Consider the following 13252-nt stretch of genomic DNA (forward strand, 5'->3'; position numbering starts at 1 on the left):
CCAAGTCGGGTTTCTTAGAAAATCTCTTCTTCCGATTTAACGGTCGTTCAAATCAATCCCCGCATTCTATAGAGAGTAAGCAGTCTTTTTGGGAGGCGAATTGAGTTCCCTTGCGAAGTGTCTTTAGCTACCTAAAATTTTTATTCGAGGAAAGCATGCAGAATCGCAAACTTTTTGTTGGAAATCTTAATTACTCGGTTGGTCAAAACGACATCACCGAATTGTTCTCAAACTACGGAGAAGTCTCTTACGCTAAAATAATCGAAGGTAAGGGATTCGGATTCGTGGAAATGGCGAATGAGGAACAGGCTAACAACGCTAAAAATAGCCTAAACGGAACCGATTTCAAAGGAAGAACTTTGAATATCGATATCGCGAAGCCTCAAACGTTCAAGCCAAGAGGCGGTGGCGGCGGCGGAAGACGCTAAATTTTAATTCTCCGAGAGGCTTAGGCTTCTCGGAGATCTTCCATTAAACTCCGACTTCTTCTTCGCTTTCCTCTTCTTCGAGGCTAAGCAACTCAGTGAGCTCTTTGTAAGCTCTCTCTTTCTCAACCACTCCGGTTTTCTTAATGGCTTTCTTCAGAACGTCGTCCCATTTCTTTTGAGGGATGATCGCCTGCATTTCTTCCAGGACTTCCAAAACATTAATATCGTCTTTGGTATTGAAAATCTCGGTCGCGTCATGGCGGAATAATCCGGATAGTTGGTCTATAAAATCGCCAACGCTAGTCCCTTGTCCGGAGCGTCTGTCCAGGACTTCTTGTTTTTTTTGCGCTTTACGGAGATCTCTTTCTCGTCTCTCCAATTCGGTCCGTTTCATAAAAGAACCCTCTCTTACCGGCTGTTCACTGCCATCATTTCGAATCCTCTTTCCTGGCAAAGAAAAAACCCTGGGAGGATAGGGGAGCGAAACCCGGCGATTACTGCCGATCTGGCATAAAGTTCGAGATTTTACCTAATTAGGAAGGTGTTCTATTCCAAAAAAGAAGAAAACCGTCTCAAACCTTGCTTCCTATACAATTAGACCGATTCGAAATAGAAATTCTTTCCTCAGAAGAGTAGCTGGCACGGTTTTTTTGGACGAATGTTTGTAAAAAGAGAAAGAACGTAAGAAAGAGACTTAATGTTCTCCCATACCGCTTGCTGGAATTCTATATTCTTTCTGGATCCTCGCGTTCGCTTCAGAAAGGATATTCTTATCCATAACGATTTCAGTTCCATCATCTAGAAGAATGACGATATATCGCGACTTCGATCCTTTTACTTCATTAGAAATATCTTTAACAGATTGGATCTGTTTTCCATTTACCTTCGCTACGATCCTTCCTGAAACCTCATGGTATCCATTGTTCGATTCGTCCGGAATGACCTGAGAAAGTAAGATAATCTTACCTTCCTGCTTTCCGGGAGAGCCGAATTTATCATAGTCGAAAGAGTAGAGAAGTTTACGATCCACTTTGGATCTCCAATCCTTTCCCCATTCCAGTAAATAGCCTTCTGAAAGTTCTACGAATAGAAAACCACCGTCGAAATAATAATCGGATTTCAAAGAAGGATTTCTATGAGGAATGCGAACCGAAGAATATGGAAAAGGTTTCAGAGTCAGTGAAATCTCCATTGGATTTCCTCCTCTTAGTATCTTAAGAGGAACTTGCTTACCTGTTTGAAAACCGAATTCGTCTCCGATATGAGCGATATAAGAAAGCACCTGTTTGCCGTATTTGGGATGATCAAAGTATCCTTTTGAATCTATCTTCTTTCCGCCAAACTCCAGGATCACATCACCGATCTTTAAAGCACCTTCTGCAGAGCTATTGGGAAGGATCTCTGCTACCAGAATTCCTTGGTCCTTCTCCTTGATTCCGTAATATTCCTTCGTTGCCTGATCCGTTATAGGTCTATAACGAAATCCTTTATAAGAAATTTCCGTCGTTCCAAATTTTCCCAGGAATTTCTGGATAAGAAAGGAAGGGATGGCTCTTCCCGAATTCTTATCTCCCGAGAAATCGAATAGTATTCCTGTAGCCTTTCCGTCTTCTAAGACTACTTCTCCATTTCCGTTCAAAGTTTCTGTGGAGTTGATATCCAAGATCGGAAGTTCCACGAGTCCTTGCGGATACTGGTCCAGATCCATGCTAACTAGAGCTCCGACTGCGGATTGAATGGAACCTGAGTTGTCCAGTTGATAGATTGAAACCTGTTTTGGATAGGTGATATTAGAATGAAATTCGAGAGGAGTCAGATCCTTATAGAACCCCTCCTCATTTACTTGTAAAAGAGCAAGATTGGTTTCGTAGTCGATACGAGAGATCGTAGCCTTTGTCTCCGCATAAGAAGAATGCTTTTTGACTTCTATGAGAGTGGAGTAGGTAACCAGATGAGCCGGTAGGATGATCTTATTGCCTGGGACTACAACACCAACTCCTCTTCGTACCTTAGGGTTTTTCTTTTTCCAAGGATTAAAATAATCAGGCTCTTGGTAAGAGATCTTAACTTGAACGATGCTCTTCTTGAATTCTTCTTCTGTTTTGGAAGAAGATGCCGAAACAGAAGATACTGTCTTTGCCTCTCTGGCCTTTTTAGGAGTCTTGGCTTTTGCGTGGACAGTAGAAAGTCCGAATCCGAATACCAGTATCGCCGAAAGAATACGAATATGCAATGTTCTACTCCAGACCATACGTGCTTCGAATTTGAGAGTCCGCTTTTTTGGATTCTTCTCTATCTAAAATAAGCGGTAGTTCTATATCTAAAAATTTTAATTTAAGAAATCTAGATTTGGATTCTGAGATGACCTTTTTTAGGTCGGCAAGACTGTTCACGGGTTCTCCGTTCACTGATTCTAAAACCAAATTCAAAAAATAATCTGCCGAAGAATTTACCGGATGAGCGAGTTTTCTGTACAGAACCACATCCGCCTTCTTGGCGCGATTCATCCCATCTTCTATAAAATAATCGTATCTAAACAGGAACTGACTTCCTCCGGAAGTATTTCCTCCTCTGCTCCAGGCGCCTAGCAAATCTCTAGACATTTCCTGGAAGAGTAATCCACCGATCATTGCGTAATCGAAAGGAGTATCGTATCGATTTCTCATGAAATCGAAATCAGGCATTCTTCTGGCTTTGAATTCGACATCTACGAATTTGCCGTCCCTAAAGACCTTAAAACGTATCAGTTCTCCAGAATTCTTATCATCTACGGTTTCGGTGAAATCCACCCTGGCATCCTTATCCAAGGTGGTAGTCCCATTTCTTCCGATGGTTAGACCGTCAATCTGAGTCAGATAATCTCCCTCTTTCAGATATCCATCTGCGGAACCATGAGGTAAAATTCGATTCACGAATACTCCCTCTAATCCATCCGGGATCCCTTTTGCCTTTCTAAGAGCAGTATTAAAAGAATTGAATGTTCCTATCCCAAGCTCTACGTATCCGTCGTATTTTCCGTCTTCTATATCCTTCAGAAAATGGCGAATTACCTTGGTAGGGATGAGATAGCCTATATTTTCTCCCTTGGTCGCAACCTGAAAAGCGACTCCGACCACTTGGTTGTCCTGTATGGCAGGTCCTCCGGAATTTCCCGGATTGATAGCGGCATCCACCTGCAATACTAAGTGGCTATCTACAGAAGAATGCTCGTACTTGGATTGTTCCTTTCTGGAAACGATCCCTCTCGTAACGGAGACCTTATTTCCTCCGATAGGATAACCAACTACGATCAGAGGAGAGTTAAGTTCCGGGATCTGTCCAAGGCTTAGCTCGGTGGATTCTTTATAGAATTCCGGATCTTCGGCTTCTAAAATGGCGAGGTCGCAGTCATGAGCTACATGAAGGATCTTAACTCTGTACCATTCTGTCTGATTGTATCTTTGGACTTGGATGTACTTCGCGTTTGAAATTACATGCGCATTTGTTAATATTCTTTTGTTCCCGATCAGAAATCCTGTGCCGGAACTCGCACGAACTCCTTCTGTTGCCCAAGGAGTGTAAGCGCTGAATGCTTGGGAATAGACTTTGATCTGGACGACTGCTTTGCGCACATGATCGAAATCGGTTTTTTCTTCCGAACCGATCCCAAAAGATACTAGGATTACGAATATTAGAAGACCCGATTTCAGAATTCGCATAGAAAGTCTAGTGACCCTCGAATTCGCAAATAGAGAAAACGTTCACGCCTAGATCTTTGCTTAATTTTGTAGCTCCACCTAGATCCGGCAGATCGATGATCACACCTACCTCAGGAACTTCTGCACCTAACTTTTGGAGCAATTGAACTGCTGCGATCATCGTACCACCAGTCGCGATCAGATCATCCATGATAAGGATGCGATCTCCAGGAGTAACAGAATCCTTATGGATCTCGATCACATCTTTTCCGTATTCTAGATCATATTCTTGGGAAACAGTCTCGGACGGAAGTTTGCCCTTTTTACGAATAGGAATGAATCCCACTCCGAGTTGGAAGGCAAGGGGAGCACCTATGATAAATCCTCTGGCTTCTATCCCGGCGACTTTGGTAATTCCTTTGCCAGTATAGCGGTCCACAAAGGTCCCGATAGTAAGTGCGAGACCCTCTGGGTCTAGTAATAAGGACGTGATATCTCTAAAGAGAATCCCTTTGCGGGGATAATCCGGGATGGTGCGAATTTTGCTTTTGACGATGGACATGGGCTCGAAGTCCAATTCCATTTTTGTAAAAGGAACTAACAATTCTTTTTTCTGGCGAGAATGGAACGGCTCTCCGAAGAGAGCCGATCTCGTTTAGTATGCTCTTGCTCTAAGAGCGGCAATCCTTTCTTCTAAAGGAGGGTGAGTCGCAAATAAAGAAGCGAGTCCTCCACCTCTATTGGAAATTTTTAAGGCAGCGATGGATTCTCCTCTTTGATCGATCGGATCATGGGAGAAGGCGACTTTCAGTCTTTCCAAGGCGCGGATCATATTTTCACGACCTGCGAGTTTCGCTCCGCCTGCGTCCGCTCTAAACTCACGAGCGCGGGAAACGTAAGCCACTACGATCGAACCCAAAAGTCCGAATACCATAACCAGCACTTGCTGGATCATGTATTGCATGAAGAAGCCTCCGCCTCCTCTTCCTTCGTCGTCTCTGCGAGAAAGTTGGGACGCGATGATCTGGCTTACTATCCATGCGAAGAAGAATACGAACGAGTTCACAACTCCCTGCACTAGGGTCATTGTTACCATGTCTCCGTTTGCGACGTGAGTCAATTCGTGGCCGAGTACTCCGTCCACTTCTGAACTATCCATTCCATTCAATAGTCCTGTGGACACTGCGACGAGAGCACTGTCTCTACTTGGACCGGTAGCAAATGCGTTGATTTCAGGTGATTGATAGTAACCGACTTCCGGCATAGGAAGTCCTGCACCTTGAGCCAATCTTTGTACTCTTACGAGTAAATCCCTTTGCCATCCCGAAGCATTTTTTGGATCGATGATCTGCACTCCCATCGACATCTTTACCATGATCTTGGAAAGAAGAAGTGAAATAAAGGCACCGCCCATCCCCCAGATCGTGCAGAATAATAATAATCCGGAATAAGAAATTCCCGAATGTTCCAGGTATTCCCCTAAACCGGAAACTCTCACTAAGATCGCGATCGTGGAAATTACTACGATGTTCGTGATCGCAAACAATCCGAATCTACGAAAAAGCGCCATAGGCGAATCATTCTCCTTATAGAAGGTTTTTGAGCCTCGGGATTTCCTCGGCTCCCCGGTCTTCTAAATTTCCGGTAAATCTTAGACCGATCTTGGTTCCTTTTTCAAGAAGGAAGCGAGCAGAAAAAGTCCCGCAAGGAATAGATATGCCTGCACAAATGGACCAAAGTTTAGCTCGAATGGCGTGATAATTGCATTTCCTCTTAGGGAATATGCGTGAATGAAACCCGTCCCTGAAAGTAAAACTCCCGTTAAACTCGCAACGATCGCTTTCTTAAAATCTCTATCGATCACAAAAGTAGCGATGGAAGCCCAAACCATTGCGGACAATAAGAATCCTTGAGAAAGACTTAAGAGCCCTGCAAGAGAATACGGAAAGATAGGCTGATCCAAAGGCACGGCCGAAAGCCAAATATTCGGAGTTTTAGAAGCGGCAACAGTTCCTTCGATCGCTTTGGAAAGAATAGGATCCGCATAATTGAAAGCACTCTGGATCAGCAAAACTCCCCAACCTGCCAAAGCTGGAAGAAGCCCGATCACTACCGCTGGAGCATGTCGCGTAGGAGTCGCCTCGAATGCTTGAGCTCCGATCACGATTCCGATCCAGAGAACGATTGCCATTCCTGCCTCGACCGGAATGAGTTTGGAAACAAACCCGATGAGTCCTAAGAATGCAACCAAGGTCATAAAAACCCCGTTCAAGCTAGAATATCCTGCTCTTGCACCCAATGCTTTCCAACCTGGATGTCCTATATAGATGGTTGTGGGGAAGGGAGATCCGAATAAAGAACCAACCATTGTCCCGAGACCATTCGCCATGAGAGAATTACGAGTATTGAATTTATCTCCTGCAGCCTCTGCAGATTCGATATTCTGTAGGGAACCGATCACATTGAAAATTCCCATCGGAAGAATGATGGAAAGATACTCTCTGATATCTGCTTGTCCCCATGCGGAGAATAATTCCCCGCCGCTCCAGACTGGAAGATAAAGTCCTAAACTCCAAGAAGAGCGTAACGCATCCGCATCCATAAGAGTTCTTCCGGAAAAGTGAGGAGAATACCAAGCGAGTAAGGTACCTGCGATTACTGAGATCAATCCTCCAGGGATCTTGAATGGAAAGACTACCTTTCCGAAATACTGCAGTAGAATGATGCCAAAAGGTACGAATGCAACCAAAGGATTTAAGAAGGTGCGTACCAAGAAATCCATGGAGATGAATGTAAGTGCAATCCCAGCTAATGCGGAAAGAAGTGCCGCGCGAGGAGTTGCCTTTCTGATCTTCTCCGCTACGAACGCTCCTAGAAACTCGATTAAACCTGAGATGAAACTTGCAAGTAAACCAATGGACCAGGCTGCCTCATAACTATTTGTCTTTTGATAAACCGGAAACATCACGAAGAATACGAATGCAAACAAGGAAACGGTATTGATCCCGTATGGAAGAGCGGTTACATCGCTTCTGTTTTCTGTGTGAGCGAGTCTTCCCGCCTGCCATGCATAAAAAACATTTCCGACTAAGAGAGAGATGGCTGCTCCAGGGATCACGACCCTAAACACGAATTCCTGCGGCATTCCGCAGAGCCCGATACATAGCCCGACCAGAACCAAAATCTGGATCAGGTTATCGATCATTAATCCGAAGAATCCGTCTAGGTCTCCGGCAACAAACCATTTGTACTTGCTCATTTCTTCGATTTACTCCCGAAGTCGACTTGGATCACATTATCTTTTCGTTTCTTACTCTTGGAAGAAGGTTCCTTGGATCCTTCTTCTTGGATTTCTTCTGCGGGCGCTTCCGTTTTGGAGGAAGGTACTTCTACCTTTCCTAAGAAGATACGCATCTGAGTTACTGTTTGCTGGGACTTATCAAAATATCGAAAGATAGAATCCCAAGGTAGGAAGACTTCTTCCCAAGTATAACCGAATTGAAGTTCTGCATAGACCCATTCTTCTTCGATGCGAATGTCTCGAGCGGCTCGGGGTCCTATGACTAGGATAATCCCGGATTCAGGCTCTTCTCCCACTAATCCTCGTTTGCCAATTTTTAGGTCAGGATGAGGCATCGCATGCACATAGAAGGTTCCGAACCTTTCCCAATATACTGAGAAAAGCTGTTTCTTAAATTCACGAAGGGCCTGTATGTCTTCTAAATTCGGATTATCCATTCGTTTCGATCTTGCGGGAAGCTTCCTCGCTGATATAATCCTTATGAGTTCTATATTCCGGTACCAAGGCCTTGAAACAGGAGAAGATTACTTCTTCTTGATCTGCTTTGGCTGCATCAATCAGTGCCTGGAATCTGGCCTGAAAGCTGCTAGGATCTCTATCCTCTAGAGGAGCTGCAATCCTGATTTTCGGATGATGTGTTTTTTTAATTCCTTCCATATCTAACAACAGTTCTTCGAAGAGTTTTTCGCCCGGTCGAAGTCCTGTGAACACGATCTGTATATCCGTATAAGGTCGAAAGCCGGAGAGTCGGATCATGTCCTCGGCAAGACTTAAGATTCGGATCGGTTCTCCCATATCCAAGAGAAAGATCTCTTCCTTCTCACCCATGGCTCCGGCTTGTAGGACGAGCTGAGTTGCTTCCGGAATGGTCATGAAGTAGCGGATAATATCGGGATGAGTCACCGTTACAGGTCCACCGTTTCCGATCTGCTCTCTAAAACGAGGGATAACGGAACCGCTGGAGCCGAGCACATTCCCAAAACGTACTGTGATGAATTTGGTCTTTGTCTCAGGCGAGATGGTTTGCAAATACAACTCGGCAACTCTTTTAGAAGCACCCATTATATTCACTGGATTCACTGCCTTGTCTGTGGAAATCAAAACGAAGCGTTCCACACCACTTGCGCGAGAGATATCGGCTAAGTTCTTAGTCCCTAGTACATTATTTAAAACGGCCTCCGACGCATTGCTTTCCATCATAGGAACATGCTTGTATGCGGCAGAATGAAATACTACCTGAGGTTTATCCGTTTCAAATACGGAAGAAATACGCAAAGGGTTTTTGATATCTGCAACCACCGCAGAGAACTGTATTCCGGAATCTTTAAATACTTTTCTGAGCTCGTAATCGATCTCGTACAATGGAGTCTCTGCCGAATCCAGTAGGATCATTTTGGAAGGATGAAATACCGCAACCTGTCTGCAGAGTTCACTCCCTATGGATCCTCCCGCCCCGGTGATGAGGATGGTTTTTCCTGCGATATAAGAACGGATGGATTCTATTTCCAAATCCACGACAGGTCTTCCGAGTACATCTTCCACTCGAATCTCTCTCAATTGCTGGATCTTAGGAGGATCGAAAAACAACGAACCTAAAGAGGGAAGGATCTTAAAATCCACATGAGTGGATTCGAAAGTCTTGATCAATTTTCCGATCAGTTTTCCGTCCGGATGATGGAATGCGATCAGCACTTTTTGGATCCCGAGAGAACGAATCAATTCTTCTGCCTGATCTACCTTTCCTAAAACCGGGACTCCTTGGATATGGGCTCCGAGCTTACTATCATCATCATCTAAAAGAGCGATCGGATTCAGGTTCAGATCATTATGCCTGCGCAATTCTGTCAGAAGAGTCGCCCCTGTTTTTCCTGCACCTAGAATCAATGTGGGAATTCCTACACCTTGCTTCTTTCGAAGAATGTACTGATCTCGAACTAATCTCCAAGAAAGACTTCGGATGCAGAGGAATCCTAAGAGAAGAAGAGTATCGATCACTGGGATCATTCTAGAGAGATGCTCGAAACCGTTATAAAAGAGTAATGCAGTATTGGAGATCAAAGAAGAAAGAACTGTTGTCTTGATGATCTCGACCAGATCATGGATGGAAGCGTAGGCCCAAATGGATCTGTATATATTCGAAAACAAGAATACTACAGATCTGCATAGTACTACTATAGCAAGAGGGATGAGAAAATCATCCGATCGATTCAGAAATGCCAGAGATTCAAAGCGGATTAGGTGCGCCAGAAAATAGGAAAGCACCATGAAGATCAAGTCTAGAGGGAAAAGAAGACTTCGACGATTCCATTGACCCATTAAGTAAAAAAAATGTCTGAAAGAGGAAAAGTCCAATCTTTTTGGGAATTTTTTAGGTTGCCGAAAACGCGTACCCGATCGATCCTCCAAAGGGTCTTTAACTCTCGTGAAAGAATTGATCGTTAATCTTCAGGGCAAATTAGATTCCATTCTCGGAAGCACCTTTCGCGAAAAAACGGATGATATTCTCATCAACTTCCCTCATAGGATCTTGTTGGATGCCAGAGAGCTGCAAGGATGGGATGAGGCGGGGCTGACCCTTCTAAAAAATTCCTCCCTTTCTCACGCAAGATCTATCTACGCCGCTTGTAGTTTATCCGAAGCTTTGGCAAAAGACTGGGACCGTTTGCGGTTGAACGAGACGATTCCGTACTTTTCCACAAGGGAAGAAGCGAAGACCTACCTCCTCTCCAACGGCGTGGAGGAAAAACAAACTCACTCTTTAGAAAGCACTGCCACCTGTCCGGCTTGTCTGCAAATCTTAAGAGTGCAGGGCAAGGGAAATTATCGTTGTCCTACTTGCTCTCACACTTTCTATCTGACTGCCGACTATAGAACGGCAAGCTACGAGAAATTGTTCTGAGAATCTGTAAGAATTCTTCCTAAAGAAATTTCCAGTTAATATGCTTGCCAGAAAAAATTCTGGCTGATGCAGTTTCTAAATGGGTACAAATTCTTCGGACCATCCAACAATCGCCAAACGCATACTTGACGTTTTTCTCATTCTTCCGAAGCTATTCTATTCCGGGATACGCGCAAAACTCGCTTGGTTTACCGGAAGTTTGATCGTTCTTACGATCTTTATTCTTTCAGTCATCTACGTAAGACAGCAAACCGTTATCCTTACGGAAAGTTATGATAGGGAAGCGGCGATTTCCCGAAAGTATATCTCTTCTTTAGTCCTAGAATTGGACAATATCTCGCAAAGTTTGATCCGGATCGAAGAGTTTAGGGACAGGGTCAGCAAGCAAACAGAAGCATTAAAAAAATATAAAACTACCAAGACTCTGGTTCAACAAAAGCAGGTCTCCCTCTTCGGGATCAAGACCAGTCTTTTCGGAGCATTAGGAAAAAATAAAATTCATAAGAAGCTGGATACGTATTATTCTACCTACCTATCCAAAGATGATATCCAAGTTCTGGAAAAAAATATCCGACTTCAGCTCCAGCAAGGCGGGGAAGAGCCTGTTACAGATAAGGAATTTGCCCGTTTGCAGTCCATGGCAAAGAAGTTCGTATTCACTGACAGGGATATCGGACTGATCCGAAAGAGACTGGCAGAGTTGAAGGAAAACCAAGAGAAGCCGGACCAAACAGAAATTTCTGCAGCAGAAGAGGATCTCCGAAAAAAGTCCCTTCTTTCTAGAAAACTCAGATCTGAGTTGGATGAAAATATCGTAGCCATCGTAGCAGAATCCAAGAAGAGAAAGATCAAGGATCTCGGCTTAGACACAGGAAGATTCAGATTACAGACATTCCCTCTTTCTGGAATCATTCCCGGAGAAGCTTCCGAGCCGACCTTAGACACTCAGATCTTCGATTCTGAATCTCCTTTAAACCAAGCTCCTATGCAGGAAAATCTAGAAGAAGGATTAAAATCAGCGTTATCCTCTCTTTTAGAGGGAGAAGGAGTACTGGGAGAAGTTCCGGCCACTTCCTTCCAACAGAGCAATTTAGAACTACAAGCATTGTATTCTCCTCACTTTAGAAATCCTGCATCTACTGAAAGAGCGAAGCTAGTAGAATCCAAACGAGGAAAACTGGGAGCCTGGAACGGTTATTTGCAAGAAGAAGGGGCAATACTGACTGATCTCTCTAAAATTCCTCCGATCTTAGATGCTAGACTGAAATTCTTAAAGGAGAAGAAGCCTCCCATTCCTCCGTTTAAGGACAAAGAATTCAAAGCAGAATATGCAAAGTACGCTGGGCTTGTGCGCAAACGAAATCTTCTCTTTGCTACCTACATGAGAAACAATCCTCCTAAAGAAGAAGAGGAATTAGAAGTAGAGGCAATCGGTTCCATTCGCAATTCAGCATTAGAAGATCAGATTCTCTTGAGATTCAGACCGGACGGCTCCGATTACGGAAAATCAGTCCAATCGGAAGCCGGAAAAGAACTCTTCGAAAAAAGATGGAATGCAGTTCGAGACTGGATTTACGCAGGAGAGAGTGAGACTCCCACTCCCAAATTAAAGGCGCTCTTTCCGGACGGCATCATCGGAAATAGTAGAACGGAAGCGGAGCAAATCCTTTGGAAATTGGATTCGGCTCCTTTGCTTTCCGAAACCTTAGATGATCTTCCTACAGTTGTGCTTGCTTCTAACTTTGCTGGGATCATTCGAACAGTCGTAGACAGAACGGAAGGATTGCAATCGATTCGTAGCAATCGAGACAGAGCAGTGATCTCCGCATTGGGTATCTGTGGGTTTTCTATTTTCTTAGCGGTCTTTATTTCCGGCTTCGTGGTGCAAAGAATTAAGAAGCTCATTCGAAATGCAGAGCAAGTGGGAAGGGGAGATCTCAACGTAGAATTCGAACCTGGTGGAAGCGACGAATTCGGAAATCTTTCTATCGCTCTCAACCAAATGGTGACTGGACTTCGAGAGAGAGAAAAGATCAAAGGAATTCTAGGAAGCATGATCGATCCTGTGGTGATCGGCGAGGCTATGAAAGATTTGGCTGCGTTAAAGAGAGGCTCCGAAAAAAGAGTAACCGCATTCTTTTCCGATGTGGCCGGATTTTCAGACATTAGCGAAAAATTAAGCTCAGTAGAATTAGCAGAATTATTAAACGAATACCTTTCCGCAATGACACTCATCCTGAAAGAAAATGAGGGAGTCTTGGATAAGTACATAGGAGATGCGATCGTCGGGATCTTTAATGCACCCGTTGAAGTAGAAGGTCATTGCCTCAAAGCAACCAAAGCTTCTCTTAAGATGATCGCTAAGCTCGAAGAACTCAAAACCGGATGGAAGAAGGCTCATAAATACATTCCGGAAGCAAGAGATATGAAGATCCGAATCGGATTGAATACTGGACTTGCAAAAGTAGGTTTTATGGGAACCGATGCGTTAGCCTCTTATACGATGATGGGTGACACAGTAAATCTTGCTGCGCGTTTAGAAGCTGCCGGTAAAGATTATGGAGTATCTATTTTGGTCTCGGATGCAGTTCATACGGAGATCAAGGATCATATCTTTACTCGCAAATTGGATTTGGTTCGTGTAAAAGGAAAGAATGAGCCTGTAATTCTTTACGAGGCAATTTCGGAATTGAAAGGAACCAACTCTTCTCGCAAGGAAATCGTGGGCGCTTACGAAGAAGGTTTAGCTTTGTATCTGGAACGAAAATGGGATCCGGCTATCAAAAAATTCAAAGATTCCGAAAAGGCAAAAGGAGACGAGGACAAGGCAGTCCAACTTCTGGTCGATCGCTGCAAAGAATATAAGATCACTCCGCCGCCTGCTTCCTGGGACGGAGTCTATACTAGAACACATAAATAAAATCTAATATATAATGTCCGAATGGCC

General features: G+C 44.0%; 11 protein-coding genes. 3 read left to right on the forward strand and 8 right to left on the reverse strand.

From position 1 onward, the window contains the following. Positions 1 to 155: 155 nt before the first annotated feature. The gene (locus EHO59_RS10680) at positions 156 to 428 is read left to right on the forward strand and encodes an RNA recognition motif domain-containing protein (protein ID WP_135587788.1); all 273 of its coding nucleotides are present in this window, start codon (positions 156 to 158) and stop codon (positions 426 to 428) included. Positions 429 to 471: 43 nt separating this feature from the next. Here EHO59_RS10680 and EHO59_RS10685 read toward each other — a convergent pair whose 3' ends face one another. The 8 genes from EHO59_RS10685 to EHO59_RS10720 all read right to left on the reverse strand — a co-directional run bounded on the left by EHO59_RS10685 (position 472) and on the right by EHO59_RS10720 (position 9722). Further along, entirely contained in the window at positions 472 to 822 is a 351-nt protein-coding gene (locus tag EHO59_RS10685; protein ID WP_135587790.1) for an LB_289 family protein, read from the reverse strand. A gap of 300 nt (positions 823 to 1122) precedes the next feature. After that, positions 1123 to 2679, reverse strand: coding sequence for a S1C family serine protease (locus tag EHO59_RS10690; RefSeq protein ID WP_135587792.1), 1557 nt, complete (start codon positions 2677 to 2679; stop codon positions 1123 to 1125). Beyond that, positions 2666 to 4126 (reverse strand): S1C family serine protease, encoded by a 1461-nt coding sequence (locus EHO59_RS10695; RefSeq protein ID WP_135587794.1) that lies wholly within the window; start codon positions 4124 to 4126, stop codon positions 2666 to 2668. The genes EHO59_RS10690 and EHO59_RS10695 overlap by 14 nt, the downstream gene beginning before the upstream one ends. Before the next feature lie 7 nt (positions 4127 to 4133). Then, the gene (locus EHO59_RS10700; protein WP_135587796.1) at positions 4134 to 4667 is read right to left on the reverse strand and encodes an adenine phosphoribosyltransferase; all 534 of its coding nucleotides are present in this window, start codon (positions 4665 to 4667) and stop codon (positions 4134 to 4136) included. Between the two features lie 93 nt (positions 4668 to 4760). Beyond that, positions 4761 to 5675, reverse strand: coding sequence for a protease HtpX (htpX, locus tag EHO59_RS10705; protein WP_135587798.1), 915 nt, complete (start codon positions 5673 to 5675; stop codon positions 4761 to 4763). 81 nt (positions 5676 to 5756) lie between these two features. Beyond that, positions 5757 to 7364: an NCS2 family permease gene (locus tag EHO59_RS10710; protein ID WP_135587800.1), complete on the reverse strand. Its 1608-nt coding sequence runs from the start codon at positions 7362 to 7364 to the stop codon at positions 5757 to 5759. Further along, entirely contained in the window at positions 7361 to 7843 is a 483-nt protein-coding gene (locus EHO59_RS10715; RefSeq protein WP_135587802.1) for a ClpXP protease specificity-enhancing factor SspB, read from the reverse strand. Before EHO59_RS10715 ends, EHO59_RS10710 begins: the two co-directional genes overlap by 4 nt. Further along, positions 7836 to 9722 (reverse strand): polysaccharide biosynthesis protein, encoded by a 1887-nt coding sequence (locus tag EHO59_RS10720; RefSeq protein WP_135587804.1) that lies wholly within the window; start codon positions 9720 to 9722, stop codon positions 7836 to 7838. The genes EHO59_RS10715 and EHO59_RS10720 overlap by 8 nt, the downstream gene beginning before the upstream one ends. A 106-nt stretch (positions 9723 to 9828) precedes the next feature. Here EHO59_RS10720 and EHO59_RS10725 point away from each other — a divergent pair, with 106 nt between their 5' ends. Together EHO59_RS10725 and EHO59_RS10730 are read left to right on the forward strand one after the other, a co-directional pair. Continuing rightward, positions 9829 to 10305: an STAS domain protein gene (locus tag EHO59_RS10725; RefSeq protein ID WP_135587806.1), complete on the forward strand. Its 477-nt coding sequence runs from the start codon at positions 9829 to 9831 to the stop codon at positions 10303 to 10305. Positions 10306 to 10384: 79 nt separating this feature from the next. Then, the gene (locus EHO59_RS10730) at positions 10385 to 13225 is read left to right on the forward strand and encodes an adenylate/guanylate cyclase domain-containing protein (RefSeq protein WP_135587808.1); all 2841 of its coding nucleotides are present in this window, start codon (positions 10385 to 10387) and stop codon (positions 13223 to 13225) included. Positions 13226 to 13252: the final 27 nt, after the last annotated feature.

The organism is Leptospira semungkisensis (assembly GCF_004770055.1).
Taxonomy (GTDB): Bacteria; Spirochaetota; Leptospiria; order Leptospirales; family Leptospiraceae; genus Leptospira_B; species Leptospira_B semungkisensis.